Annotated in this window: 19 protein-coding genes; 7 read left to right on the top strand and 12 right to left on the bottom strand. The window is 72.6% G+C overall.

The features are described from left to right. Position 1 precedes the first annotated feature (1 nt). From ACOJV9_RS13000 to ACOJV9_RS12980, 5 genes are all read right to left on the bottom strand, one after another. A complete protein-coding gene (locus ACOJV9_RS13000; RefSeq protein ID WP_420185640.1) occupies positions 2–976 on the bottom strand; it encodes a pirin family protein in 975 nt (324 codons plus the stop codon). A 35-nt stretch (positions 977–1,011) separates the two neighbouring features. Next, positions 1,012–2,160, bottom strand: coding sequence for a tRNA 2-thiouridine(34) synthase MnmA (gene mnmA, locus ACOJV9_RS12995; RefSeq protein WP_420185735.1), 1,149 nt, complete (start codon positions 2,158–2,160; stop codon positions 1,012–1,014). Continuing rightward, positions 2,160–3,344, bottom strand: a complete 1,185-nt coding sequence (locus ACOJV9_RS12990) for a cysteine desulfurase family protein (protein WP_420185639.1) — start codon at positions 3,342–3,344, stop codon at positions 2,160–2,162. Before ACOJV9_RS12990 ends, mnmA begins: the two co-directional genes overlap by 1 nt. Positions 3,345–3,464: 120 nt before the next feature. Beyond that, positions 3,465–4,421 (bottom strand): electron transfer flavoprotein subunit alpha/FixB family protein, encoded by a 957-nt coding sequence (locus ACOJV9_RS12985; protein WP_420185638.1) that lies wholly within the window; start codon positions 4,419–4,421, stop codon positions 3,465–3,467. 13 nt (positions 4,422–4,434) lie between these two features. Continuing rightward, complete coding sequence (locus ACOJV9_RS12980) at positions 4,435–5,226, bottom strand: electron transfer flavoprotein subunit beta/FixA family protein (protein WP_420185637.1); 792 nt, start codon at positions 5,224–5,226, stop codon at positions 4,435–4,437. A gap of 198 nt (positions 5,227–5,424) precedes the next feature. Between ACOJV9_RS12980 and ACOJV9_RS12975 the strand changes: the two genes are divergently transcribed. Then, the gene (locus ACOJV9_RS12975; RefSeq protein WP_420185636.1) at positions 5,425–6,027 is read left to right on the top strand and encodes an HAD family hydrolase; all 603 of its coding nucleotides are present in this window, start codon (positions 5,425–5,427) and stop codon (positions 6,025–6,027) included. A gap of 24 nt (positions 6,028–6,051) precedes the next feature. Here the strand turns inward: ACOJV9_RS12975 and ACOJV9_RS12970 are convergent, their stop codons facing one another. After that, positions 6,052–6,855, bottom strand: a complete 804-nt coding sequence (locus ACOJV9_RS12970) for an enoyl-CoA hydratase/isomerase family protein (protein ID WP_420185635.1) — start codon at positions 6,853–6,855, stop codon at positions 6,052–6,054. Further along, positions 6,855–7,376 carry a T3SS (YopN, CesT) and YbjN peptide-binding chaperone 1 gene (locus ACOJV9_RS12965; protein ID WP_420185634.1) on the bottom strand — a complete coding sequence of 174 codons (522 nt, stop codon included), beginning with the start codon at positions 7,374–7,376 and terminating at the stop codon, positions 6,855–6,857. Before ACOJV9_RS12965 ends, ACOJV9_RS12970 begins: the two co-directional genes overlap by 1 nt. A gap of 87 nt (positions 7,377–7,463) precedes the next feature. On the opposite strand from ACOJV9_RS12965, the gene glgX reads away from it, so the two are divergent. The 3 genes from glgX (at position 7,464) to ACOJV9_RS12950 (ending at position 14,392) form a co-directional block, all read left to right on the top strand. Then, the gene (gene glgX, locus ACOJV9_RS12960) at positions 7,464–9,629 is read left to right on the top strand and encodes a glycogen debranching protein GlgX (RefSeq protein WP_420185633.1); all 2,166 of its coding nucleotides are present in this window, start codon (positions 7,464–7,466) and stop codon (positions 9,627–9,629) included. Between the two features lie 86 nt (positions 9,630–9,715). Then, positions 9,716–13,876: an FtsK/SpoIIIE domain-containing protein gene (locus tag ACOJV9_RS12955; RefSeq protein ID WP_420185632.1), complete on the top strand. Its 4,161-nt coding sequence runs from the start codon at positions 9,716–9,718 to the stop codon at positions 13,874–13,876. Between the two features lie 267 nt (positions 13,877–14,143). Next, on the top strand, positions 14,144–14,392 hold the full coding sequence (locus ACOJV9_RS12950) for a WhiB family transcriptional regulator (protein WP_035938865.1): 249 nt from the start codon (positions 14,144–14,146) through the stop codon (positions 14,390–14,392). A 93-nt stretch (positions 14,393–14,485) separates the two neighbouring features. Here ACOJV9_RS12950 and ACOJV9_RS12945 read toward each other — a convergent pair whose 3' ends face one another. Next, positions 14,486–15,964, bottom strand: a complete 1,479-nt coding sequence (locus ACOJV9_RS12945; protein ID WP_420185631.1) for a sensor histidine kinase — start codon at positions 15,962–15,964, stop codon at positions 14,486–14,488. A gap of 25 nt (positions 15,965–15,989) precedes the next feature. Then, a complete protein-coding gene (locus tag ACOJV9_RS12940; protein ID WP_420185630.1) occupies positions 15,990–20,915 on the bottom strand; it encodes an NAD-glutamate dehydrogenase in 4,926 nt (1,641 codons plus the stop codon). A gap of 141 nt (positions 20,916–21,056) precedes the next feature. Between ACOJV9_RS12940 and ACOJV9_RS12935 the strand changes: the two genes are divergently transcribed. Genes ACOJV9_RS12935 through ACOJV9_RS12925 form a run of 3 tightly spaced genes read left to right on the top strand, consistent with a single transcriptional unit; the run spans position 21,057 to position 22,407 of the window. Beyond that, entirely contained in the window at positions 21,057–21,347 is a 291-nt protein-coding gene (locus ACOJV9_RS12935; RefSeq protein ID WP_420185629.1) for a hypothetical protein, read from the top strand. Next, a complete protein-coding gene (locus ACOJV9_RS12930; protein WP_420185628.1) occupies positions 21,344–21,868 on the top strand; it encodes a hypothetical protein in 525 nt (174 codons plus the stop codon). Before ACOJV9_RS12935 ends, ACOJV9_RS12930 begins: the two co-directional genes overlap by 4 nt. Positions 21,869–21,918: 50 nt before the next feature. Continuing rightward, positions 21,919–22,407 carry a DUF2505 domain-containing protein gene (locus ACOJV9_RS12925; protein ID WP_420185627.1) on the top strand — a complete coding sequence of 163 codons (489 nt, stop codon included), beginning with the start codon at positions 21,919–21,921 and terminating at the stop codon, positions 22,405–22,407. Between the two features lie 9 nt (positions 22,408–22,416). On the opposite strand, the gene pruA is transcribed toward ACOJV9_RS12925, so the two are convergent. The 3 genes from pruA to ACOJV9_RS12910 form a co-directional block, all read right to left on the bottom strand. Further along, positions 22,417–24,045 (bottom strand): L-glutamate gamma-semialdehyde dehydrogenase, encoded by a 1,629-nt coding sequence (pruA, locus tag ACOJV9_RS12920; protein ID WP_420185626.1) that lies wholly within the window; start codon positions 24,043–24,045, stop codon positions 22,417–22,419. 78 nt (positions 24,046–24,123) lie between these two features. Then, on the bottom strand, positions 24,124–24,543 hold the full coding sequence (locus ACOJV9_RS12915; RefSeq protein WP_420185734.1) for a DUF6912 family protein: 420 nt from the start codon (positions 24,541–24,543) through the stop codon (positions 24,124–24,126). Between the two features lie 17 nt (positions 24,544–24,560). Then, positions 24,561–25,991 (bottom strand): WS/DGAT/MGAT family O-acyltransferase, encoded by a 1,431-nt coding sequence (locus ACOJV9_RS12910; protein WP_420185625.1) that lies wholly within the window; start codon positions 25,989–25,991, stop codon positions 24,561–24,563. Positions 25,992–25,994 lie beyond the last annotated feature (3 nt).

Here is a 25,994-nt window from a genome sequence, read left to right as displayed (position 1 = left end):
GTCAGAGGACGTCGTGGCCGGGGTGCGGCTCCGACGGGATGGTGCCGAGCCGGCCGGCCTGGAAGTCCTCGAACGCCGTCATCAGCTCGGCGCGGGTGTTCATCACGAACGGCCCGTAGGCGGCGACCGGCTCGCGGATCGGTCGGCCTCCCATGATGTAGAGGTCCAGGCTGGGGCTGCGGCTCTCCTGGCTGTCGTCGGCACCGACCTCGATGACATCCCCGGCGCCCAGGACGGCCAGCTGGCCCATCCGCAGTGGCCGGCGGTCGGCGCCCACGGTGCCACGGCCGCCCAGCGCGTAGACGAGGGCGTTGTAGCCCGGGTTCCAGGGCAGCCGGACCCGGGCACCGGGCGCGACGGTCGCGTGCACGATGCTGATCGGGGTGTGCGTGATGCCCGGACCGGCGTGGCCGTCGAGCTCGCCGGCGATGACCCGCAGCAGCGCGCCACCGTCCGGGCTGGAGAGCAGCGCCACCTCGCCGCCGCGGATGTCCTGGTAGCGCGGCGGCGACATCTTCATCGTGCTCGGGAGGTTGACCCACAGCTGGAGCCCATGGAAGAGGCCGCCGCTGAGGACGAGCGACTCCGGCGGGGTCTCGATGTGGAGCAGGCCCGAGCCGGCGGTCATCCACTGGGTGTCGCCGTCGGTGATCTGGCCGCCCCCACCGTGGGAGTCACGGTGCACGAAGGTGCCGTCGATGATGTAGGTCACCGTCTCGAAGCCGCGGTGCGGGTGCCACGAGGTGCCCTTGGGCTCGCCCGGCGCGTACTCCACCTCGCCCATCTGGTCCATGTGGATGAACGGGTCGAGCGCCGCCAGGTCAACTCCGGCGAACGCCCGGCGCACCGGGAAGCCCTCGCCCTCGAAGCCCTGCGGGGCCGTCGTCACGGCGAGCACGGGACGGCTCGGCGCCGTGGCCTGCGGCGTGGCGACACGCGGCAGGGTGAGGATGTTGTCGACGGTCACAGCAGGCATGACGGGCTCCTTCGCTCGTGTCCCCGGGTCGGGGGCTATCCAGACCCGTTCAGCGTCATTGAATGCTCAACTATTCCCCGGGCCGACCGGTCGGTCGAGGCGATGGTCGCCGAGCCCACGACCCTGGTGCCGTCGTAGAGGACGACCGACTGCCCGGGCGCCACCCCGCGCAGCCGCACGTCCAGGCGCACGTGCACGACCTCCGGCTCCGCGTCGTCCACGCGGGCCCACGCCGGGACCTCCTCGCCGTGCGCCCGCACCTGCGCCCCGAGCCGCACCTCTCCGGCTGGGGGCGGCCCGCACCACCGGGCGTGGTCGGCGCGGATGACGTCGACCCCGAGGAGGTCGGTGGTCCCGATGAGGACGCGGTTGGTGGGGGCGTCGACGCCGACGACGTAGCGCGGGTCGCCGTCCAGCGCCGACCGGTCGAGGCCCAGGCCGCGCCGCTGACCGACCGTGAACCCGTAGGACCCCTGGTGCCCGCCGACGACCTCCCCGCTCGTCGCGTCGACGATCTCGCCGGGCTGCTCCCCCAGCCGGGTGGTCAGCCAAGCCCGGGTGTCACCGTCGGGGATGAAGCAGATGTCGTAGGAGTCCGGCTTCTTCGCCACCGAGAAGCCCCGGGCGGCCGCCTCCTCGCGGATCCGCGGCTTGGTCGTGTCGCCGAGCGGGAAGAAGGCGCGGGACAGCTGCTCCGCGTCGAGCACCCCGAGCACGTAGGACTGGTCCTTGTCCGCGTCCACGGCCCGGTGCAGCTCGCGGACCACCGCCCCGCCGGCACCCACCCGCTCGACGACCTGCGCGTAGTGGCCCGTGGCCACGGCGTCGAAGCCGAGCGCCACGGCACGGTCGAGCAGCGCGGTGAACTTGATCGACTCGTTGCAGCGCAGGCACGGGTTCGGCGTCCGGCCGGCGGCGTACTCCGCGACGAAGTCGTCCATGACGGCCCGCTGGAACCGCTCGGCCATGTCCCAGACGTAGAACGGGATGCCGAGCCGGTCAGCCACACGTCGGGCGTCGCCCGCGTCCTCGATCGTGCAGCACCCCCGCGCCGACTCGCGCAGCGTCGCGGCCGAGCGCGACAGCGCCAGGTGGACGCCGACGACCTCGTGACCGGCGTCGAGCATCCGGGCCGCGGCGACGGCCGAGTCCACGCCCCCGCTCATCGCGGCGACGACGCGCATCACGCGGCCCCGCTGGCACGACGGGCGCGCTCGACGACCGCCGGCAGGGCGGCGAGGAACGCGTCCACGTCGGTCTCCGTCGAGGTGTGCCCCAGTGACAGCCGCAGGGCGCCGCGCGCCTCCACCTCGGCGTAGCCCATGGCGAGCAGGACGTGGCTGGGCTGAGGCACGCCGGCCTGGCAGGCGGACCCGGTGGAGCACTCCACGCCCGCGGCGTCGAGGAGGTAGAGCAGGGAGTCGCCCTCGCAGCCCGGCACGAGCAGGTGCGCGTTGCCGGGAAGCCGGTCGGCCCGCTCCCCCGCGGTCCAGCAGCCGCTCACCGTGACGCCGAGGTCGAGACCGAGCGCGCCGGTGATGAGCCGGTCACGGAGCGTGCCGAGCCGGGCCGCGGACGACTCGCGCTCGGCGACCGCCTCGGTGAGCGCCACCGCGAACGCCCGTATGCCGGCCGCGTCCAGCGTGCCCGATCGCACCTGCCGCTCCTGCCCACCGCCGTGGACGAGCGGCACCATCGTCGCGTCGCGCCGGGCAAGGAGCGCGCCGACACCGACGGGTCCGCCGACCTTGTGCGCCGAGACGGTCATGAGGTCCACGCCGCTCCCCGCGAAGTCCACGGGCAGCTGGCCGACCGCCTGGACCGCGTCGGTGTGGAACGGCACCCCGGCCTCGCGGGCCACGGCCGCGAGCTCGGCGACCGGCTGGACGGTGCCCACCTCGTTGTTGGCCCACATCACGCTGACGAGGGCGGGGGTGTCGCCGGCTTCGGCGAGCAGCGCACGGCGCAGGTCCTCGACGGAGATGTGCCCGCACCGGTCCGGCTCGAGCCAGGTCACCTCGGCGCCGTCACGCCTGGCGAGGTGCTGGACGGGGTCGAGCACCGCGTGGTGCTCGATGCCGCTCACGACGAGGCGGTGCGCGTGCGCGGAGTGGCGGCGAGCGGCATACGTCCCCTTGACCGCGAGGTTGTCGGCCTCGGTGCCACCGGAGGTGAAGACGACCTCGGAGGGGCGCGCCCCGAGGGCACCGGCGATCTGCTCGCGCGACTCCTCGACGACGGCGCGGGCGGCACGTCCGGACGTGTGCAGCGACGACGCGTTGCCCACGCGTTCGGACTGCTCGAGCCACGCCGCGCGAGCCGACGCCCGCACGGGGGTCGTCGCAGCATGGTCCAGGTACGCGCTCACCAGCCGATTCTACGGTCGCCAGAACTTTTGCTCCCCATGCGGAAAACGTGAGGGTCCGGAGGGGAATGTTCCCTCCGGACCCTCACGGTTCCCTCCGCATGGGAGAGCCGGCGCTCGACGTCAGCCCTTGGCCTTCTTGACGGCCTCGGTCGCCTGCGGCAGCACGGTGAACAGGTCACCGACGACGCCGAAGTCGACGAGCTCGAAGATCGGCGCCTCCTCGTCCTTGTTGATGGCGACGATCGTCTTGGACGTCTGCATCCCGGCGCGGTGCTGGATGGCCCCGGAGATGCCGGCCGCGACGTACAGCTGCGGCGAGACCTGCTTGCCGGTCTGGCCGACCTGGTTGCTGTGCGGGTACCAGCCGGCGTCGACGGCAGCGCGGCTCGCGCCGACGGCCGCGCCGAGGCTGTCGGCGAACTCCTCCACGGGGGCGAAGTCGCCACCGGTGCCACGACCGCCCGACACGACGATCGCCGCCTCGGTGAGCTCGGGGCGACCGGTGGCCGCCTTGGGCTTGGACTCGACGACCCGGACCGCCTTGGCGGCGTCGGAGAGGGTGAGCTCGATCTTGTCCACCTCGCCGGCGGCGGGGGCGGCCTCGATCGCGGCCGAGTTGGGCTTGACCGCGACGATCGCGGTGCCCGTGGTGATGGTGGAGGTCACCGAGTAGGACCCGGCGAAGACCGACTGGGTCGTCTCGACGCCCTCGCCGCCGGCGCGCACGTCGACGGCGTCGGTGATCAGGCCCGACTCGGTACGGATGGCCAGGCGGGCGGCGATCTCCTTGCCCGCGGCGTTGCTCGGGATGAGCACGGCGACGGGAGAGGTCTTCTCGACGAGCGATGCGAGGATCTCGGCCTGGGGGGCGACGAGGTACTCGAGCGCGTCGGGCGCGTCGTAGACGTAGACCTTGGCGGCGCCGTACTTGGCGAGGGTGACCTGCGCGGTCTCGGCGCCGGGGCCGATGTGCACCGCGGAGGGTTCACCGAGGCGACGGGCCAGGGTCAGCAGCTCCGCGGTCGCCTTGCGGACCTTGCCGCCCGCGTGGTCGACGAGGACGAGAACTTCAGCCATGGGTCTTTTCTCCTCAGAGGAACTTCTGCGCGGACAGGAACTCGGCGAGCTTGGTGCCACCGTCACCCTCGTCGGTGACGAGCTGGCCCTGCTCACGCGGCGGGCGCTTGGCGAAGGCGGTGACCCTGGTCCACGCGGCCTCGAGGCCGACCTGACCGGCGTCGATGCCCAGGTCCGCGAGGGTCCACGTCTCGACGGGCTTCTTCTTGGCGGCCATGATCCCCTTGAACGAGGGGTAGCGCGGCTCGTTGATCTGGTCGGTGACCGAGACCAGCGCCGGCAGGGACGCCTCGATCGTCTCGGAGGCGACGTCGCCGTCGCGGCGGATGCGCACCGCCTGGCCGTCGATGGTCAGCTCGGAGGCGTAGGTGACCTGCGGCAGGCCCAGGCGCTCGGCGACCATGGCCGGGACGACGCCCATGACGCCGTCGGTCGAGGACATCCCGGTGATGACGAGGTCGGGCGTGCCACCCCCTGCGGCCTTCTTGATCGCCTCGGCGAGGACGAGCGACGTGGCCGGGGCGTCGGAGCCGTGGATGGCCTCGTCGCTGATGTGGACGGCCTTGTCGGCGCCCATCTGCAGGGCCTTCTTGAGAGCGTTGACAGCCTGCTCGGGGCCGACGGTGAGCACGGTGACCTCACCCTCGCCGGCCTCGGCGAGCTTGAGGGCCTCCTCGACGGCGTACTCGTCGAGCTCGGACAGGAGCCCCTCGACGCCGGCGCGGTCCGTGGTGTTGTCGGCCTCGTCGAAGGAGCGGTCGGACTGTGCGTCAGGCACGTACTTGACGCAGACGACGATGTTCATGCGTGCCTCGTCCTCATCTCTCGGGATGGATCCAGTGGGTGTGCGGCTCCTGACGAGCGTATGCCGGGTGGCCGTGGTCCGGAGAATCGTGCGGGCGTGATGGTGGGCACAGAAACCTGCCTGACGCCCAGCCCCCACACCGGCGCCCGAGTGGGAGAACATCGAAGGACCCGAGCAACGAGGTGAGGAGGGACGTCCGTGATCAAGGTCCTGCTGCTCGACCTCGACGGCGTCCTCCGGATCTGGGACTCCTCGCACACGGCCAGGGTCGAGCGCAACTACGGCCTGCCCGCGGGCGCTCTCTCCCGTGCCGCGTTCGACCCCGACCGCTTCGTGCCCGCCCTCATCGGGGCGGTCGACGACGGGACCTGGCGCTCATCGGTGGTCCATGCCCTCGCGGTCGACCACGGTGACGTGGCACAGGCGGCGGTGAGCGACTGGATGCTCCCCGTCGGCCGGGTCGACCCCGAGGTGCTCGAGGTGGTGCGGCACGCCCGCACCATGGCGAAGGTCGTCCTGCTCACCAACGCCACCACCCGGCTCGTCGACGACCTCGAACAGCTCGGCCTCGTCGACGAGGTCGACGGCGTCGTGAGCAGCACCGACCTCGGTCTGGCCAAGCCCGACCCCGACGCCTTCAGCCGCGCAGCGCTGCGCAGCCGGCTGATGTTCAGCGAGATCGCCTACGTCGACGCCTCCCGCGAGAACATCGCGACCGCCGAGATCCTCGGCATCACCTCGCACCTCTACGAGGACGTCGAGGGCCTGAGCACCTTCGTCGACGAGGTCCTGACCGGCTGACGGTCAGGGGCCACGCCGACGCCCTCATGCGCCCTCGAAGCTCGCCTTGCCCGGACCCTTCTCGACGAACGAGCGCATGCCGGTCTCGCGGTCCTTCGTGGCGAACAGCGACGTGAAGAGCATCCGCTCGATCTCGAGCCCGCTCTGCAGGTCGACCTCGAGCCCGGAGTCGATGGCCTCCTTGGCCGCACGGATCGCGTAGGCCGGCCCACCGGCATACCGCTGCATCATCCGCCGTGCGGCGGCGAGCACCGGGTCGGCCGCGTCGTCGGAGCCCTCCTCGACGTCGACGACCTCGTCGACGAGACCGATCGCGAGCGCCTCGTCGGCGTCGACGAAGCGGCCGGTGAAGATGATGTCCTTGGCCCTGGCGGGGCCGACGAGGCGGGCCAGGCGCTGCGTGCCACCCGCCCCCGGGATGATGCCGAGGAGGATCTCGGGCTGGCCCAGCCGGGCGCCGCGGGCGGCGATCCGGAAGTCGCAGGCGAGCGCGACCTCGCACCCACCGCCGAGGGCGTAGCCAGTGATGGCGGCCACGGTCGGCTTCGGGATGCGCGCCAGGGCCCGGGTGAAGTCCTGCAGCAGCAGCGAGTGGTCGGCCATGTCCGTGTAGGACATGTCGACCATCTGCTTGATGTCGGCCCCGGCGGCGAAGACCTTGGCCCCGCCGTAGACGACGACCGCGGCGACGTCCTTGCGCTCGGTCGCCTCCTTCGAGGCGGCGATGAGGCCGTGCTGCACCTCGTCGTTGAGCGCGTTCATCGGGGGCCGGTCGAGACGGATGACGCCGATCCCGTCGGCGACCTCGAGCCGCACGACCTCGGACATCAGCTGCCCTGGGGCGGGGTCGAGCCGTTGGCCTCGGGGCCGGTCTCGTCCTGCGCCTGCCCGGTCTCGCCCTGCGCCTGTCCCGGCTCGAGGCCGAGCGCGCGCTCGTGCCAGAGCTGCACGGCGGAGAGGATGATCGAGGTGCTGACCTGGACGAGCGTGGCGACCTCGGCGCCGGGGACGACGAGGTGCTCGCTCGTGACGACGAGGGTGTTGTTGGCGACACCCGTCTTGACGCAGTTGAGCGAGAGGTTGACCTCGTTGCACGTGGCCGAGACCTTGACCGTGTCGCCGGCGACCTCCTCCGGCAGGGTCCACTGCCCGAAGATACGCATGACCGGCAGCTCGCCCTCGGTGACGCGCACGAAGATCGTCTGCTCGTTGGCCTGGTAGGCCACGTCGCCGTCGGTGTCGAGGTTCGGCTGGGCGCCCATGTCGACGAGGACGTCGAGGACGCGACCACGCAGCGGGTGCTCGTCCGCGGGCGGGGGGAAGTTGGGGAGGGAGGTGGGATCACTCATGTGTCCACCTTGTCATGCGGGCGATCCGACGCGCGCGGGAGCCGGTCGCGCGACGCGTCCGCCCGGTGCCGTCAATAGGCTGCGCCCATGACGCCGTCGACGTCCGCCGCCACCGCACCCTCGCTGCGCGTGGCACCGGACCTGCCTCCCCCGCCCGGCGTCACCGTCCACGAGGGGGGGATCGAGGTCTGCGTCTACGCCGGCCACGCCGACGCGGTGGAGCTCTGCCTCTTCGACGCGGGCGACGACGCGGGCACGAGCGAGCGCAGGATCCCCCTCACGGACCACGCCTTCGGCTGGTGGTTCGGGTTCGTCCCCGAGGTGGGCGTGGGACAGCGCTACGGGTTCCGGGTCGACGGCGCATGGGACCCCGAGCGGGGCATGCGGCACAACCCCGCGCAGCTGCTCATGGACCCCTACGCCAAGGCCATCGAGGGTGAGGTCCGCTGGGGGCCGAGCGTCTACGGGCACGTGGTGGACGAGGACGGCTGGCGGGGTGACGGCTCGCACCCGTCCGAGTCCGACTCCGCGCCGGACATGCCGCGCTCCGTCGTCGTCGACGACGCCTTCGACTGGGGTGACGACGCTCCCCCTGCCGTGACGCGCAGCGAGTCCGTGATCTACGAGACGCACGTCCGCAACCTCACGATGCACCTCCCGGGAGTGCCCGAGGAGCTGCGCGGGACGTATGCCGGGATGGCCCACCCCGCGACCGTGGCCCACCTCACCGGGCTCGGCGTCACCGCGGTCGAGCTGCTCCCCGTGCACTCGTTCACCTCGGAGCCTGCCCTCGTCCAGCGGGGGCTGAGCAACCACTGGGGCTACAACACCCTCGGCTTCTTCGCCCCCCACGCCGCCTACGCCGCCGCCGACGACCCCCAAGGGGCGGTCGACGAGTTCAAGGGCATGGTCAAGCTGCTCCACGCCGCCGGGCTCGAGGTCCTCCTCGACGTCGTCTACAACCACACCGCCGAGCAGGACGTCACCGGCGCGACCCTGTCGTTCCGCGGCCTGGACAACCGCGCCTACTACCGCCTCGACGAGCGCGGCCGAGACATCGACGTCACCGGGACGGGCAACACGCTGGACCTGCGCCACCCCGTCATGGCCCGGCTGGCCCTGGACTCGCTGCGCTACTGGGTGCAGGAGTGCCACGTCGACGGCTTCCGCTTCGACCTCGCGGTCGCCCTCGGGCGGGGACGCACCGACGAGTTCGACCCCGACCACCCGTTCCTCGTCGGGCTCCGCACCGACCCGCTGCTCTCCCGGACCAAGCTCATCGTCGAGCCGTGGGACGTCGGCATGCACGGCTGGCGCACGGGACAGTTCCCCCCGCCCTTCTCGGAGTGGAACGACCGCTTCCGCGACTCCGTCCGGGACTTCTGGCTGGGCGACCACCGGCCGACGACGCCGGGGCACCTTCCCCACGGCGTCCAGGACCTCGCGACCCGCCTCGCCGGCTCCCGTGACCTCTTCGGCACGCGGGACCGCGGCCCCACCGCCTCGGTGAACTTCGTGGCCGCGCACGACGGGTTCACGCTGGCCGACCTCACGGCATTCGACGTCAAGCACAACGAGGACAACGGCGAGGACAACCGGGACGGCTCGGACGGCAACCGGTCGTGGAACCACGGCGTGGAAGGACCGACCGAGGACGAGCAGGTGCTGACGCTGCGTCGCCGCTCGATGCGCAACCTCCTCGGCACCCTGCTGCTCAGCTCCGGCATCCCGATGATCAACGCCGGTGACGAGCTCGGGCGCAGCCAGGGCGGCAACAACAACCCCTACAACCAGGACAACGCGACGACGTGGTTCGACTGGGACCTCGAGCCGTGGCAGGAGGACCTGCTCGCGACCACGCGCCACCTCGTGGGCATCCGGCGCGAGCACCCGGCCCTGCGTCAGCGCACGTGGGCGGAGGGACGCGAGGTCCACGAGGACGGCTCGATCGACCTCGCCTGGTACGGCGCCGACGGGCAGCCGATGCAGGACTGGTCCTCGCCGGACAACCGCACCCTCCAGATGCTCGTCAACGGCGCCTGGCTCGGGCACGAGTCCGTGCTCGTCGTGCTCCACGGCGGCCTGCACGAGCAGCGTCTCCGGCTGCCGGCGGCCCCCGGCCTCTCGGCCTTCACGCTCCTCTGGGACAGCGTCTGGGAGCGGCCGGAGCGCGGGAGCACCGTCCGTGCCGGCGAGGAGGTCACCTTGGCGCCGCTCAGCCTGCGCACGTATGCCGTGACCGATCCGACCTGAGGCGGCCCACCCCGTCGTTCCTCCCAGCCCGCCGGGGCTGTGGAAAAGTCGGCGGGCCGTCCTCGCGTCCTGTCTAGCGTGCGGACATGCCGTCCCCGATCGAGCTCGACCTGACGCTGCGCCTGCCCCGGCGTCGGGCCGGCCGGGTCGACCTGCGCGTGACCGCTCCGGGCGGGACGACGCTGGCCGGTCTCTGGCCGCTCGTCGAGGAGCTGGTCGGTCCCGGCGTGGATGTCGGTGCCGCTGCGATCGAGGCGTCGGTGGGCGGCATGGTCCTCGACGGGTCGGCGAGGATCGGCGTGCCGCCGCTCGTCCACGGTGCGACCGTGGTCGTCGGCGCGAGGCGCGAGCCGGAGCCGGCGGTGACGGCGCCGGTGGACCTCGTGGTCGTCGCGGGTCCCGACGCCGGACGCCGCGCCCCGGTGACGCCGGCGGGTGTGGTCGTGGGCCGGTCTGCCGGCTCGGGGCTCAGCCTCGCGGACGACCGCCTCAGCCGCCGCCACGTCGTCGTGCAGCCGACGGACGAGGGCTTCCGCGTCACGGACCTCTGCTCCACCAACGGCACACGGGTCGGTGACGTCCGGCTGGACCCCGGCGGGTCGGTCGACATCGACGGCACGATGCTGCTCGCCATCGGCGACTCCCTGCTGCGTCTCGTGCGCGGCACCGGGACCACGGCACCGACACGGGTGCGGGACGACGGACGGGTGGCCGTCAACCGCTCGCCGCGCACGCGGCCGCCGCAGGCCCGCGTCACGGTCGACGCGCCCACTCCCCCGACGCCTCCGCACCGCGGGCGGATCCCGTGGGTCGCGGCCGCGCTGCCGCTGCCGTTCGCCGCGGCGCTGGCCGTGTTCTTCGGTCCGCAGATGCTCGCCTTCGCCCTCCTCTCGCCGCTCATGCTCGTCGGCACCGTCGTCGGCGACCGGGTCGGGGTCAGGCGTGAGCACGCGCGGGCGATGACCCGTCACGAGGCCGAGCTCGGCCGGCAGCGGGCCGAGCACACCACGTGGCGACGGCTCGAGCGTGAGGGACGGTGGCGCGACGCCCCGGACCCGGCGGCGGTCCTCGCCGCCGCGACCGGCCCGGGACCTCGCCTGTGGGAACGTCGTCGGGGCGGCGCCGAGTTCGCTCGCGTCCGCCTCGGCGTGGGAGACCTGCCGTCGCGCACCGGCTGGGCGCCCCCGACCGGCGTCGTCGAGCACGCCCCGCTCGCCGACCTGCCGGTCGAAGTGGCCCTCGGGGCGGTCCACGGGCTGGGGGTGGTCGGAGGTCGAGGTGAGGTTCTGGAGGTGCTCACCCACGTCCTCGGGCAGGTGGCAGCGCTGCACTCCCCTCGCGACCTCCAGCTCGTCGTCATCGCCGACGAGGAGGTCACGGACGAGCTCGACCACCCTTTCTCCTGGGCGCGCTGGCTGCCGCACACGACGGCCCATGCCACGGCGGAGGCCTGTCTCGAGACGGTGCGACGGGAGGTCACGGCACGTGAGCGCGTCCGCGAGCGTGGCGGCTCCGTCGACGCTCCGCCCGTGCTCGTCGTGCTGCCCGACAGCACGGCGGACGTGGCCGGCGGAGACCTCGTCGAGCTCCTCGAACGCGGAGGTGCGCTGGGGGTGTGGTGCCTTGCCGGCGCCCGGACCGCCGCCGCCCTCCCGGCGGCGTGTGGCGCCGTGGTCGACCTCGGTCGCGGCGAGCGCGAGGGGGCGGCCCGGCTCGACGTCGACGGCGCCGAACCGGTGCCGACGTTCACCCCCGACCGCGTGCAGGGGTGGTGGGGCGAGCGCCTCGGCAGGTCGCTGGCGGCCCTCGTCGACGCGTCGGGCGACACCGACGAGGTCCCGGCGGCGGTCGACCTGCTCGACCTGCTTCCGTGGATCCAGGGTCGTGGCGGCCCGTCAGCAGCAGCCCTGATCGCTCGTTGGCGGCAGGGCTCGGGCCGACCGGTGGCGCACCTGGGGCGAACCGCCGGTGGCGACTGGGTCGTCGACCTCGCCGCCGACGGCCCGCACCTGCTCGTCGGCGGCACGACCGGGTCGGGCAAGTCCGAGCTGTTGCGCAGCCTCGTGACCTCGCTGGCGCTGGGGTGCTCACCGGCGGACCTGTCGTTCGTCCTCGTCGACTACAAGGGCGGGGCGGCGTTCGGGAAGTGCGGGGCGCTGCCGCACACGGTCGGACTCGTCACCAACCTCGACGAGGGGTTGTCGCGACGGGCCCTGACCAGCCTCCGGGCCGAGGTGGATCGACGCGAGCACCTGCTCGCCGCGTCCGGTTCCCGCGACTACGACGACCACCGCCGTCGCGCCGGAGGGCTGGCCCGGCTCGTCATCGTCGTCGACGAGTTCCGGCTGCTGGCCGACGAGCTCCCCGACTTCGTCGACGGCGTCGTGTCGCTCGCGGCGGTGGGGCGGTCGCTGGGGATCCACCTCGTGCTCGCGACCCAGCGACCGGCCGGCGCGGTCACGCCCGACATCCAGGCCAACGTCAACCTCCGGATCGCCATGCGGGTGCGGGACGTCGCGGACTCGACCGACGTGATCGGGTCACCCGACGCCGCCCGGGTGCGCGCCGACCGGCCGGGTCGCGGGTTCGCCCGCGGGGGCGACGGTGTGCTCGTCGAGTTCCAGGCCGCCCGGGTGGGGCACGGTGGCACCCGGAGCACGACGACCGTGCAGGTCCTCGATGCGACCGGCGCCCCCACCGGCGCGGTGGCCACGACCGGCGGGCGCGCGCGAGGGCTCGACGGCGACTCGGGCACGATCGCGGCGGTCGCGGCCGCTGCGCACGAGGCGATGAGGCTCACGGCGACCCCTCCGCCTCACCGGCCCTGGCTGCCGCCGCTGCCCGACTCGGTCGCCGTGGCGAGCGTCGGCGTGGACGGGCTCGGCCTCGTCGACCTGCCCGACGAGCAGCGCCAGCATCGGTTGACCCGGCACGCCCTGCACGGACTCTGGCTCGTCGCAGGTGGCGCCCGGTCGGGGCGCACCTCGTGGCTGCGCACCGTGGTCGCGTCGCACGTCGCCGACCCGGCGGCGGACGTGCACGTCTATGCCGTCGACACGAGCGGGGAGCTGGCCGACCTCGAGACCCTGCCGCAGGTCGGGGCGGTCGTGGCGGCCGACGACGTCTCCCGCGTCCGCCGACTGCTCGAGCACCTGAGACGGCTCGACGCCCCTGCGGCCCGGTGCGCCCGACCAGCCGTCGTCCTCCTCGTGGTCGACGGGTGGGACCGGCTGGACAGCGACGGCGACGGCGACCTCGTCGTAGGCCTGCGTGACGAGCTGCTCGACCTGCTGCGGTCGGGTGGCGGCCGGCTGAGCGCCGTCGTCACCGGTGACCGCAGCCTGCTCGCCGGTCGGGTGGGCGCCGTGGCGAGCGAGACGTTCGTGCTGCCGCTCGCCGACCCGTCCGACGCGACGTATGCCGGCCTGTCACCGCGCGACCTCCCCTCGAGCCGGGCGCCCGGCCGGGCCCTGCGGCTGCGGGACCGGCGAGAGGTGCAGCTGGCCCTTCGCGACCCGGTGGCCGATGCGGTGCCCCCGACGGAGGGCGCGCCGGCGCCGGTGGCCATCCCCCGCCTTCCCGCCCTGGTCAATTACCGGGCACTCCTTGACGCCCAGCGCACGGAGGACCGCGACCCGTCGCTCCTGGCGATCGGAATTTCGGCCGAGACGGGGAGCGTCGCCCACCTCGACCTCGGCCGGAGCCGGCGGATCCTCGTCGCCGGGCACGCCGGGTCCGGGCGGTCGACGAGCCTGGGGACCATCGCCCTGTCGGCGTGTCACGCCGGCAGGAGGGTCGCCGTCGTCGAGTGGCGCGGCGGGATCGTCGCGGCCGCCGCGCCCGATGCGGTCGCCGTGGACCCGTGGGAGCCCGGGGCACTCGTGGACGCGCGGCGGGCCCACCCCGACCTCGTCGTCCTCGTCGACGATGCCGAGCGGCTCGAGGGGACGCCGGTCGACGCCGTGCTCCGTGAGATCGGCGCGCTGGTGGACCGGGACGGCGGCGGCATCGTCGTCGCCACCACGCCCACGGCCGTCGCCACCCAGTTCCGCGGGGTCGTCCCCGACGTCGCCCGCGCCCGGACCGGCCTGCTGCTCGGTCCCCGGGTGCCGAGCGACGGCGAGCCCTTCGGGATCCGGGCACCACGCGGGATGGCGCCGCTGCCCGGCCGGGGGCTCCTCGTCTCCGGTTCCCGGCAGGTCGAGGTCCAGGTGGCCACCACCCGCGCAGGCGGAGGGCGACGCTGAGCGCGAACGGCCCGGGGGGTGGAGGTGCAGGGGTCGGAACACACTCGCGTGACGAGGCGTTGACGGTGCAGGACCTTCCCATGACCGCGGTCGCGCGGCGAAATCTTCCTGCCCGCGACCCGTGCTTAATTGGGTTCGAGGGTCTAGACTGAAGGATCGGACGTCTGTGTGTCACGTCCGATGTGGTTTGCAAGGACGCAACCTGCTCTGGTCCTTGCCACCCCCGCAAGCGGCCAGCCACCGAACTCCACCGAAGGAGCACCACGAATGGATTGGCGCGACCGCGCTGCCTGCCTCGATGAGGATCCCGAGCTGTTCTTCCCCATCGGGAACACCGGCCCGGCGATCATGCAGATCGAGGAGGCCAAGGCCGTCTGCCGCCGCTGCGACGTCGTCGACACCTGCCTGAAGTGGGCACTGGAGTCCGGACAGGACGCCGGTGTCTGGGGCGGACTCTCGGAGGACGAGCGCCGCGCCCTCAAGCGACGCAACGCTCGCGCCCGACGCGCCGGCTGACGCACACCCAGCACGACCAGCTCGACGGCCTCGCCACTTGCGGCGAGGCCGTACTTGTGTGCCCTCCGCCACGACCTCGGAGGGTTCGATCGCTCACCGGGACAGCGGCCGCAGCCTCGCGGTGAACTCGACGCGCGTCCCCCGGGGCGCGGCCGGCTCCCACCGGATCCGACCCTGCAGGTCCTGGACCAGCGAGGTGACGATGCGCGTCCCCAGTCCCGCCCGGACCGGGCGGAACCCGGCGGGCAGGCCGGTGCCGTCGTCCGTGATCGAGACGGTGAGGCCGTCGACGCCGGGCTCGACCTCGGCCCGCTCCACCTCCACGCTGATCGTGCCGCCCGCGCTCAGGCCGTGCTCGACCGCGTTCTGCACGATCTCCGAGACGATCATGGCGAGCGAGGTCGCGTCCTCGGCCCGCATCCGCCCGAAGGAGCCGGTGACCCGGGACTCGACGGGGTGCTCGGTGACGGCGACGTCGACGACCGCCCGCAGCCCACGCACCGCGATCTCGTCGAAGTCGACGGTCTCGTCGATGCCCTGGCTCAGGGTCTCGTGGACGAGCGCGATGGTCCCGACCCTGCGGACCGCCTCGTCGAGGGCGTTGCGCGCCGCCTCGTCCGGCAGGCGGCGTGACTGCAGGCGCAGCAGGGCCGCCACGGTCTGGAGGTTGTTCTTGACGCGGTGGTGGATCTCACGGATCGTCGCGTCCTTGGTGATGAGCTCCTGCTCGCGGCGCCTCAGCTCCGACACGTCCCGCAGCAGGATCATCGCCCCGTCGCGTCGGCCCCGCTGGGTCAGCGGGATGGCCCGCATCGTGACACTGGCAGACAGGGTCGAGACCTCGGTCCACCAAGGAGCACGGCCGGTCGTCACCACCGCCAGCGACTCGTCGACCGTGGACCCGGAGGTCTGGAGCAGGTCGGCCACGACCGTGGCGAGGACCTCGCCGATGACGTCGCCGCGATGCCCCAACCGGTGGATGGCCGAGATCGCGTTGGGGCTCGCGTAGAGCACGGCGCCCTCGACGTCGAGGTGGACGACGCCGTCGCCCACCCGGGGCGCCCCGCGGCGCGCGCCGGTGGGCGCGGACGGGCTGGGGAACTCCCCTGCCGCGATCATCCGGGTCAGCGACTCGGCGAGCTGCCGGTAGGTCAGCTCGAGCCGGCTCGGGGTGCGGCCGCCCACGACGTTCGTGTGCTGCGTGATGACGGCGAGCGCCCGCCCCTGCCGCACGACCGGGATGGCCCGCTCGCGCACCGCCATCTCCTCCTGCCGGTCGGGCTCGTGCCCGTCGACGATGCCGAGGGTGCGGAAGGACTCGGAGAGGATCGGCTCCAGCCGGCTCCCGGAGATCCGGCCGACGACGTCGTCGTAGAAGACCATCGGCCCCGTGTTGGGCCGCACGTGGGCGACCGCCCTCCACCCGTCGAGCTCCGAGGGCACCCAGAGGACGAGGTCGGCGAACGACAGGTCGGCGATGAGCTGCCAGTCCCCCACGACGAGGTGGACCCACTCGATCTCGTGGTCCTCGAGCGTCGTGGAGGCCCGCAAGGAGTCGGCGAGGGTGCTCACGCGCCGAGCCTAGGTCCTCCTCCGGTCAGCCTCCCGAGCGGACCACCGAGCGCAGCGACCGCAGCGCGACGGACAGTGCCGCGATGGTCGGCTTCTCGAGCCCGAGTATGCCGGTGAGCTGGCTCTCTGCCCGCGCGACACCGTCCGCGTTGGCGCGGCACCACGACGCGATGCGCTCGTCGGCGGTGACCCTCTCGTCACTGTCGAGGTCGGGCTCGGCCTCGAAGGCGTTGCGGGTGTAGGCCTCGAGGACGGCATACAGGTCGTCGCGCAAGGCGCCTCGGGCGAGCGCGTCCCACCGGTCGTCCCGCGGGAGCTGCGCGACCCGGTTGAGCATCCCGTCGATGCCGAACCGCTCCGACATCTTGAAGTACGCCTCCGCCACGTCGCTGGGCGTGCGGTCGAGGTCGGAGGCGATCTCGACGACGTCGAGGAGCGAGTAGCTGTCGAGCAGCGTCGCCGCCCGGGCCGCGAGCTCCGCCGGGACACCGTCCTCCTCCCACGCCGCCATCTGCGCGACCACGCGGTCGTGCTCGCTGCCCTGGAGCAGCTCGGGGATGCGCGGGGCAAGCTCGGACACGACGGGACCGAGCCGCTCCACCTCGGTGGTGATGTCGAGCGTGCCGGGGTGCGCGGCGAGCAGCCACCGGACCGCCCGGTCGAGCAGCCGGCGGAACTCGAGGTAGAGCCTGGTCTGCACCGACGTCGGCAGGATGTTGTCGAGCGCCTCGATCTGCTCGACGTAGGCGCGCAGCCCGAAGACCTCACGGGCCACGATGAAGGCGCGTGCCACCTGGTCGGGCGTACCTGCAGCCTCCTCCTGCGTGCGGAAGACGAAGGTGATGCCGCCGCGGTTGACCATCGAGTTGACGACGGAGTTGGTGATGATCTCGCGCTTCAGCGGGTGCCCGCCCAGCTCCGCGGCATACGTCTCGCGCAGCGCCTGCGGGAAGTAGTCGGCCAGGGTCGTGGCGAAGTACGGGTCGTCGGGCAGGTCGCTGGCGAGGATGTCCTTCTTGAGCGACAGCTTCGCGTAGGCGACGAGCACGGAGAACTCGGGGGACTTCAGGCCCACGCCCTCCGAGACGCGCTTGGCGATCTCGGCGTCGCTCGGCAGGAACTCGAGCCCGCGGTCGAGCTCACCGCGCTTCTCGAGCCAGCGCATGAGCCGCACGTGCACCGGGACCATCGACAGCTCCTGGGCGCGCGCGTTGCCGAGGAGGACGTTCTGCTCGTAGTTGTCGCGCAGCACGTGCTCGGCGACGTCGTCGGTCATCGACGCCAGCAGGGTGTTGCGCTCCTCGGTGGTGAGGTCGCCGCGGCGGACGACGTCACCCAGGAGGATCTTGATGTTGACCTCGTGGTCCGAGGTGTCGACCCCCGCGCTGTTGTCGATCGCGTCGGTGTTGACGCGCACGCCGGACAGGGCGGCCTCGATGCGCCCGAGCTGCGAGAGACCGAGGTTGCCGCCCTCGCCGATGGCCTTGACCCGCAGCTCCCTGCCGTCGACCCGGATCGCGTCGTTGGCCCGGTCGCCGATGGAGAGGTGGTCCTCCGACGACGCCTTGACGTAGGTGCCGATCCCGCCGTTCCACAGCAGGTCGACCGGGGCGAGCAGCACGGCGTGGATGAGCTCGGTGGGCGTCATCGTCCGGACCTCGTCGCCCAGGCCGAGCGCGGCCCGCATCTGCGGCGTGAGCGAGATCGACTTCAGCGAGCGCGAGAAGACACCACCACCCTCGGAGATGAGCGACCGGTCGTAGTCGTCCCACGACGAGCGCGGCAGCTCGAACAGCCGCCTGCGCTCCGCGAACGACTGTGCGGCAACGGGTTCGGGGTCGAGGAAGACATGTCGGTGGTCGAAGGCAGCGACGAGCCTGATGTGCTCGGAGAGCAGCATGCCGTTGCCGAAGACGTCACCGCTCATGTCGCCGACACCGACGACGGTGAAGTCCTCGCTCTGCGAGTCGACGCCCATCTCGCGGAAGTGCCGCTTGACCGACTCCCACGCGCCGCGGGCGGTGATGCCCATGGCCTTGTGGTCGTAGCCCGCAGAGCCACCCGACGCGAACGCGTCGTCGAGCCAGAAGCCGTAGGACTGCGCGACACCGTTGGCGATGTCCGAGAAGGTCGCCGTGCCCTTGTCCGCGGCGACGACGAGGTAGGAGTCGTCGCCGTCGTGGCGCACGACGCGCTCCGGCGGCACGATCTCGGTGCCGACCCGGTTGTCGGTGACGTCGAGCAGCGCCGAGATGAAGGTGCGGTAGGCCGATGTGCCCTCCTCGAGCCACGCCTCGCGCGACACGGTCGGGTCCGGGAGCTTCTTGGCGTAGAACCCACCCTTGGACCCGGTCGGCACGATGACCGCGTTCTTGACCATCTGCGCCTTGACGAGGCCGAGAATCTCGGTGCGGAAGTCCTCGCGCCGGTCGCTCCAGCGCAGCCCGCCGCGGGCGACCGCGCCGAAGCGGAGGTGCACGCCCTCGACCTGGGGGCTGTAGACCCAGATCTCGTAGGCCGGACGTGGCGCCGGGAGGTCCGGGATGCTCGTCGGGTCGAGCTTGAGCGAGACGTAGGGCTTGGGGTCGGTCGCGTGGTCGCCCGCACCGTCGCCGGAGCCGGAGCCCCCGGTGACCTGGTAGAAGTTGGTGCGCAGCGCGCCACGCATCACGGCGAGGAACGACCGGATGATGCGGTCCTCGTCGAGCGAGCTGACGTCGTCGAGGGCGGCGGTCACCCGGTCGGCGATCTCGTCCTCGAGGCCCTTGCGCGCCTCCACGTCCTCGTCACGGTCGGGGTCGAACCGCGCCTCGAAGAAGGCGACGAGGTCGGCGGCGATGTCGGGGTTGGTGACCAGCGCGTCCTCGAAGTAGGACTGGCTGAAGGTGGTCTGCGTCTGCCGGAGGTACTTCGCGACCGTGCGCAGGATGACGACCTGACGCCACGTCAGCTGCGCGGCGAGGACGAGCTGGTTGAACCCGTCGGACTCGGCGCGTCCGTCCCAGACCGCGAGGACCGCGCCCTCGAAGAGGTCACGCAGCTCCTCGTGCGGCACCCGGGACCAGACCTCGGGGTCCTGGACCCGCATCCCGAAGTCGTAGACGTGCAGGACGGCGCCGTCGGAGCGCGTCACCTCGTAGGGCTGCTCGTCGACGACCTCGACCCCCATGTCGGTGAAGATCGGGAGGATGTCGGTGAGCGACAGCGGGTCGACGCGGAACAGCTTGAAACGGCGGATGCTCTCCGGCGAGTCGCTGGGCCGGTAGAGCGCGACGCTCGTGCGACGCCCCTCCCCGAGCCGGTCGAGGTGCTGCAGGTCGGCCACCCCCTGGACGACCGAGAAGGTCTCCTCGTAGCCGGTGGGGAAGCCGCGGCCGAAGCGGTCGAGCAGGCGGTCGCCCTCGACCTCGCCGAGCCGGTCGCGCAGGCCGTCGCCGAGACGGTCGGCCCAGGTGCGGCTGACCTCGACGAGGCTGCGCTCGAGGTCGGCCCGCTGCTGCTCGTCGAGCGAGCGCACGCGCTGGCCGACAGGGACCCGGACGACGAACTGGAGGCGCGACAGCGCCCGCTCGCTCACCCGGGCGGTGAACTCGACGCTCTCGCCCCCGAACGCGTCCTTGAGGATGCTCGCCATCCGCGTGCGCACGCCGGTGTTGTAGCGGTCCCGGGGGATGTAGACCAGGCACGACACGAAGCGACCGAAGTCGTCCTCGCGCAGGAACAGCTTGGTGCGCCGGCGCTCCTGCAGCTGCGCGACGGACATCGCCGTCTCGAACAGCTGGTCGGGTGTGGCCTGGATCAGCTCGTCACGCGGGTAGGTCTCGAGGACTTCGACGAGGTCCTTGCCCGTGTGCGAGTCGGGGGCGAGGCCGGAGCGGTCCAGGACCGCCTTGACCTTCTCGGCCACGACCGGCAGGCGCAGCACCGACTCCGTGTAGGCCGTGGAGGCGTAGAGCCCGAGGAAGCGCCGCTCCCCCAGCGTCGTCCCGTCCGCGGAGTAGGTGCGGATGCCGACGTAGTCGAGGTATGCCGGCCGGTGCACGGTCGAGAGCGAGTTCGCCTTGGTGAGGACGAGCACCCCCTGCTCGCGGGCCTTGCGGCTGGCCTCGGGCGAGAGGGGCGTGAGCGGCTTGTCGGCCGGCGGGTCCTCGCGAAGGATGCCGAGGCCGGTCCCGCCGAGGGGCCGGATGACGTCCCCCTGCGCCGTCTCCTCGAGGGCGTACTCGCGGTAGCCGAGGAACGTGAAGTGGTTGTCGGCCATCCAGCGGAGGAAGGCGATCGCCTGCGAGACCTCCTCGGTGTCGACGCCACGCGGCGGTGCGCCCTCGAGCTCGGCGGCGATGACGAGGCAGCGGGTGCGCATCGTCGGCCAGTCGGTGACGGCCTCACGGACGTCGACGAGGACGTCCTCGAGGGTGGCGGCGAGCTCGTCGCGCGCCGCCTCGTCGCCCATGCGGTCGATCGTCATGAGGATCCACGACTCGGAGTGCACGCCCGCGGTCTGGGAGACTGGCCCGGCACAGTCCTCGTCGCACGTCTCGACGAGCTCGCCCGCCTCGTCGCGGCGGACGCGCAGCTGCGGGTGGACGACGAGGTGGATGTCGACGTCGCGCTGGACGAGGGTGCCGGTGACGGAGTCCACGAGGAAGGGCATGTCGTCGGTGACGACCTGGATGACGGTGCGGGCACTCGACCACCCGTCGGTGTCGGTCGTCGGGTTGAACACCCGCACCGCTGCCTGTCCCGGCCGCCGTGACTGCGCGAGCTCGAGGTGCGACTTCACGGCGCCGGCGAGGGTGCGCGACGGGCGTGCGCTGAGCTCCTCGTCGGGGACGTGCCGGAAGTAGCGGCCGACGACGATGGGGCCGTCGGGGCGGGGGTCGAGGGCGGCGAACGCCGAGACGATGGCGTCGAGCGTGGTCGATCGGGGCTGGACCGATGACTCCGTCATGGTGCGCTGCAGATCCTTGCGTCGCGGTTCGCCGAACACCTCGGCGGGACACGTCCCTGTGTCCTGCACCGAGGGTACCCACCTCCCGTCGCCTGTGGATGAGGGGTCTGGTGTGGGGCGGGTGAGCACTAGAGTGACGTGGTGCGACGGCCGGTGGACCCCCGCGCGCTCACCGAGGTGGGCGCCGTCCTCGGCAGGGTCGGCGAGGGCCTCGCCGCGGCCGAGGACGACCTGCTCTCCTGCCTCGTCGTCATGGGCGAGCCCGACCCGCAGCGTGCGCTCGACGGCTGGGTCGACCAAGTCGTCGACGTCCTGCGCGCCGTCGACGAGGTGACGGCCCAGCACCGGGCGACGATCGCGAGGTCCACGGCGCGCCGTGGCGACCCGCTCGACGCGCCATCCGACGAGCCGGCCGGGTCCGGACCGCGATGAGGACCTCCGTCCCCGGGGACCCCGCGTCGCTGGCGGCGGCCGGCGGGACGGCCCGCCGGGTGTCCCGCGACCTGGTGGCGCTCCACGGACGCGGCACGACGGCATACGGGTCGTTGGGTGAGGTCTGGGGCACGTCGACCTCGGTGCGCACGCGCAAGCAGGGGCGTCGGGCGATGGACGCCGTGACCGAGGTCGGGCGTCACGCCGACGTGGTCGGCGAGGCCCTGCAGGCGTATGCCGCCGAGCTGAGCGAGCTGCAGGCGCGGGCGCGCGCCGTGCTCGATGCTGCCGCGGCCACCGGCCTCGTCGTCGAGGAGGGGCGGGTCCGTGAGCAGTGGGGAGTGACCGGGGAGGCCGACCACCGCACGGTGAGCGAGCGCGACGCGCGGGCGCGCGCGCTCCAGGCCGAGCTCGACGCCGTCGCCGTGCAGCACCGGCGCCGGCGCGACCGGCTGTTGGCCGGCCTCGCCCGCTCCCGGCAGGAGCTCGAGGACGTCGCGGCGGCGCTGCGTCTCGGCTGAGCGCTCGCCGGGTGGGAGGATCGGGAGGCCGACCACGTGAGGAGCCCATGGTGAAGTTCACCCACCGAGCCGAGTACCCGGCCGCCCCCGACGCGGTGTTCGCCGTGATGTCCGACCCGGCGTTCCAGGAGGAGAAGTGCGATGCCACGACGACCGGCCGGTGGAGCGCCGACGTGACGACGCGGGAGGACCGCACGGTCATCACCACCGAGCGCCACCTCCCGGCGGACGGGTTGCCCGACGTCGCCCGCTCCTTCGTCGGGGCCACCCTCACCATCGTCGAGGTCCAGACGTGGGGACCGCCCGACCCGGACGGCCGGCGCGTGGCCGACCTCAACCTCCACGTCAAGGGCGCCCCCATGACGTTGAAGGGCTGGATGCGCCTGTCCCCCAGCGAGTCCGGCACCGTGCACGAGCTCGAGGCGGACCTGCGCGCGGGCGTGCCGCTCATCGGCGGGCGGATCGAGAAGGCCGCAGCCGAGCCGCTGGCGGCAGCGGCGGACGTCGAGACCCGCCTGCTGCACCAGCGCCTCGGCTGACCCTGACCCTCAGCCCATGTGCGGGTAGGCGTGGTCCTTCGGCGGCACGAACGTCTCCTTGATGGAGCGCGGGCTGGTCCAGCGCAGGAGGTTCTGCGCCGAGCCGGCCTTGTCGTTGGTGCCCGAGGCGCGACCCCCACCGAACGGCTGCTGCCCGACGACGGCGCCGGTCGGCTTGTCGTTGACGTAGAAGTTGCCGGCGGCGAAGCGCAGACGCTGTGAGGCCGCCGCGACCGCCGTGCGGTCCTGGGCGATGATGGAGCCGGTGAGGGCGTAGGCCGACGCGGAGTCGATCGTGTCCATGACCTTGGCGAACTGCCGGTCCGGATAGACGTGGACCGAGAGCAGCGGCCCGAAGTACTCGGTCGAGAACATCTCGTCGGCCGGGTCCTCCCCGACCATGATCGTCGGGCGGACGAACCAGCCCTCGGAGTCGTCGTAGGTGCCGCCGGCCACGATCTCGATGCCGCTCGTGGCCCGGGCCCGGTCGATCGCGGCCTTGTGCTTGGCGAAGGCCCGGTCGTCGATGACCGCACCCATGAAGTTGGACAGGTCGGTGACGTCGCCCATCGTCAGGCCCTCGGTGAGGCCGACGAGGTCGTCCTTGATGACCTTCCAGACGCTGCGCGGGATGAAGGCACGCGACGCGGCGGAGCACTTCTGGCCCTGGTACTCGAACGCGCCGCGGATGAGGGCCGTGCGCACGACGTCGGGGTCGGCGCTGGGGTGGGCGAGGACGAAGTCCTTGCCACCGGTCTCGCCGACGATCCGCGGGTAGTGGCGGTAGGTCGTGAGGTTGGAGCCGATCTGCTGCCAGAGGCTCTGGAACACCCGGGTGGAGCCGGTGAAGTGCAGGCCGGCGAACTCGGGGTGGCCCAGGACGACCTCGGAGACCTCGGTGCCGTGACCGCTCACGAGGTTGATGACGCCCGGCGGCATCCCGGCCTCCTCGAGGATCTCCAGGAGGAACTGGGCCGCGAGCTGCTGGGTGTGCGAGGGCTTCCACACGACCGTGTTGCCCATGAGCGCCGGGGCCGTCGGGAGGTTGCCGGCGATGGCGGTGAAGTTGAACGGCGTGACCGCGTAGACGAAGCCCTCGAGCGAGCGGTAGTCGGTGCGGTTCCAGATGCCGGGGGCGTTGGCCGGGGGCTGCTCCTCGAGGATCTGGCGGGCGAAGTGGACGTTGTAGCGCCAGAAGTCGATGAGCTCGCAGGCGCTGTCGATCTCGGCCTGGATCGCGGTCTTGCTCTGGCCGAGCATCGTCGCCGCGTTGACCTTCGCGCGGTGCGGGCCCGCGAGGAGGTCGGCCGCCTTGAGCAGGATGGAGGCACGGTCGTCGAAGGACATGTCGCGCCAGGCCGGAGCCGCGGCGTTGGCCGCGTCGACGGCAGCGCGCGCGTCCGCCTTCGTGGCGTCACGGATCGTGCCGAGGACCTTGGCGTGCGCGTGCGGCTGCCGGACCGGGATCTTGGTCCCGCGGCCCTCGACGCGGGCTCCCCCGATGGTGTGCGGCAGCTCCCACGTGGTGCTGCCCACCTCGGCGAGCGCCACCTCCAGCGCGGCCCGCTCCGGGCTGCCCGGTGCGTAGTCGCGGACGGGCTCGTTCAGGGGGGCGGGGACGTGGGTCACAGCGTCCATCGGTGTCTTCCTCGATTCCGTGGGTGGCGGCAGGTGCGGTCCCATGCTCGCACGCGCCCGCCACTCTCCCCTTCGCCGCTAGGGCGTGGGGCGGGCGGCGAGGCCGATGACGTCGTCGAGCTCGGTGACGTCGTACCAGAGCAGGTCGGCCGTGTCGCCGCCCGGCCGCTCGTCGATGTGGAAGGACGCGACCCGGGAGAGCACGACGACGGCGTCGAGCTCGACGGCGGTGCTGCCGCCGCCCTCCTGGCGGCTGACCACCGCGGTGTCGACGTCGGCGGACGCGACCACGCGGCGCCCCCTGCCCCCGGCGCGCTCTGCGGCGTCGGCAGCGGCGGCCGACCACGCGGCATACTCCCGCTCCTCGTCGTCCCTGCCGGACGGAGAGCCGGCCGCCTCGACGGCGGCGTGCGCGCTGACCGGCACCGGACCGATCTCGCCGCGTCGGCGCAGGTCCTCGAGGGTGGCAGGGTCGAGCGGCACGTAGACGCGAACCATCGGCACGGCAGGTCCTCTCAGCGGGTCCGGGAACGGGGGGCGTCGAGCAGCTCCTGGAGGGAGTCGACGATCGACTGGCCCAGGACGTCGGTGTCGGGCAGCGCATCCCGGTCGGCATAGAGGCCGTAGTAGACCCCGCCGTCGTAGGACGTCAGCCCGATCGACAGCGCGCGCGTCGTGCCCAGCGGCATCACCGGGTAGGTCGAGGCCATCTGCGCCCCGGCGACGAAGAGCGGGTGCTGGGGCCCGGGCACGTTGGTGATCGCCACGTTGAACAGCCGCCGCGACACCGCACCCCCCAGACGGGCCGCGAGCGTGTGCATCGTCGGCGGCGCGAACCCGCCGAGGCCGGCGAGGGTGTCCGCGCCCACGGCGCTGCCGGCCTCCATCTGCTGGCGCATCGCGAACGCGATCTGGTGCAGCCGCATCGAGGCCCCGGGCTCACCGACCGGGAGGTCGACGAAGCAGGCCGTGAGGTGGCGTCCCGCGGGCAGCTCGCTCTCGTCGTTGTGCATGCTCACCGGCACCATGGCCCGGATCGCCGTCGCGCCGTGGACGCTCTCGCCGCGGGTCATGAGCCACGTGCGGAACGCGCCGGTGACCGTCGCGAGGATGACGTCGTTGATGCTGACATCGTCGGCGAAGCTCCCCTTGGTCAGGCGGGCGCGGACCTTCTTGTAGTCCTCGAGGTCGGTGCCCACCATGACGTAGCGGCGGGCCCGGCCGACGCGCGTGTTGAGCGGCGACGTGGGCGCCGGGCTGGCGGAGGCCCGCGCGACGGTGGCGGCGAGCTTCCCGGCGATGCCGAGCACCCGCCCGGCGGTGGCCTTGACGTCCGTGATGCCGGCCTGGAGCGTGTCGACGACCTGGCCGGGCGCACGCACGCTGTCGGAGAGGGCACTGACGATGAGCTCGGTCTGCGTCGGCTCACGGCTCGGGCGCCACGTGTCGTCAACGCTCTCGGTACCGGGCGTCTCGGAGTCCTCGAGGATGAGGTGGGCGATGTCGACGGCGTTGACCCCGTCGACGAGCGCCTGGTGGGTCTTGGTGATGATCGCGAACCGGTCGTCGGCCAGGCCCTCGACGAGGTAGACCTCCCACAGCGGACGGCTCCGGTCGAGCGCTCGCGGCTGGATCCGTGCGATGAGCTCCTCGAGCTGCTCGTCCCCACCGGGGCGTGGGAGGGCCGACCGCCGCACGTGGTAGGTCACGTCGAAGCGCTCGTCGTCGATCCACACCGGGTTGGCCAGCCGGCCGGGCACGACGCGGACCCGCTGCCGGTAGCGCGGGACGTAGGCGATGCGGCGCGCGATGATGCCGACGAGGCGGTCGTAGTCGAAGCCCTCATCCGGGGCGTCGAACACCATGACGGACCCCACGTGCATCGGCGTGGACGAGTCCTCGAGCGTGAGGAAGCTGCTGTCGAGGGTGCTCATCCGGTCGGCCACGGG

The organism is Knoellia terrae (assembly GCF_048606435.1).
GTDB lineage: Bacteria > Actinomycetota > Actinomycetes > Actinomycetales > Dermatophilaceae > Knoellia > Knoellia terrae.
This window is presented reverse-complemented; position numbering and strand designations above follow the sequence as displayed.

Excerpts from the sequence above, each read along its gene's own strand:
- ACOJV9_RS13000 (WP_420185640.1), bottom strand. The coding sequence starts at position 976 with ATGCCTGCTGTGACCGTCGACAACATCCTCACCCTGCCGCGTGTCGCC.
- mnmA (WP_420185735.1), bottom strand. The coding sequence starts at position 2,160 with ATGCGCGTCGTCGCCGCGATGAGCGGGGGCGTGGACTCGGCCGTCGCC.
- ACOJV9_RS12985 (WP_420185638.1), bottom strand. The coding sequence starts at position 4,421 with ATGGCTGAAGTTCTCGTCCTCGTCGACCACGCGGGCGGCAAGGTCCGC.
- ACOJV9_RS12980 (WP_420185637.1), bottom strand. The coding sequence starts at position 5,226 with ATGAACATCGTCGTCTGCGTCAAGTACGTGCCTGACGCACAGTCCGAC.
- ACOJV9_RS12970 (WP_420185635.1), bottom strand. The coding sequence starts at position 6,855 with ATGTCCGAGGTCGTGCGGCTCGAGGTCGCCGACGGGATCGGCGTCATC.
- ACOJV9_RS12965 (WP_420185634.1), bottom strand. The coding sequence starts at position 7,376 with ATGAGTGATCCCACCTCCCTCCCCAACTTCCCCCCGCCCGCGGACGAG.
- glgX (WP_420185633.1), top strand. The coding sequence starts at position 7,464 with ATGACGCCGTCGACGTCCGCCGCCACCGCACCCTCGCTGCGCGTGGCA.
- ACOJV9_RS12955 (WP_420185632.1), top strand. The coding sequence starts at position 9,716 with ATGCCGTCCCCGATCGAGCTCGACCTGACGCTGCGCCTGCCCCGGCGT.
- ACOJV9_RS12950 (WP_035938865.1), top strand. The coding sequence starts at position 14,144 with ATGGATTGGCGCGACCGCGCTGCCTGCCTCGATGAGGATCCCGAGCTG.
- ACOJV9_RS12940 (WP_420185630.1), bottom strand. The coding sequence starts at position 20,915 with ATGACGGAGTCATCGGTCCAGCCCCGATCGACCACGCTCGACGCCATC.
- ACOJV9_RS12930 (WP_420185628.1), top strand. The coding sequence starts at position 21,344 with ATGAGGACCTCCGTCCCCGGGGACCCCGCGTCGCTGGCGGCGGCCGGC.
- pruA (WP_420185626.1), bottom strand. The coding sequence starts at position 24,045 with ATGGACGCTGTGACCCACGTCCCCGCCCCCCTGAACGAGCCCGTCCGC.
- ACOJV9_RS12915 (WP_420185734.1), bottom strand. The coding sequence starts at position 24,543 with ATGGTTCGCGTCTACGTGCCGCTCGACCCTGCCACCCTCGAGGACCTG.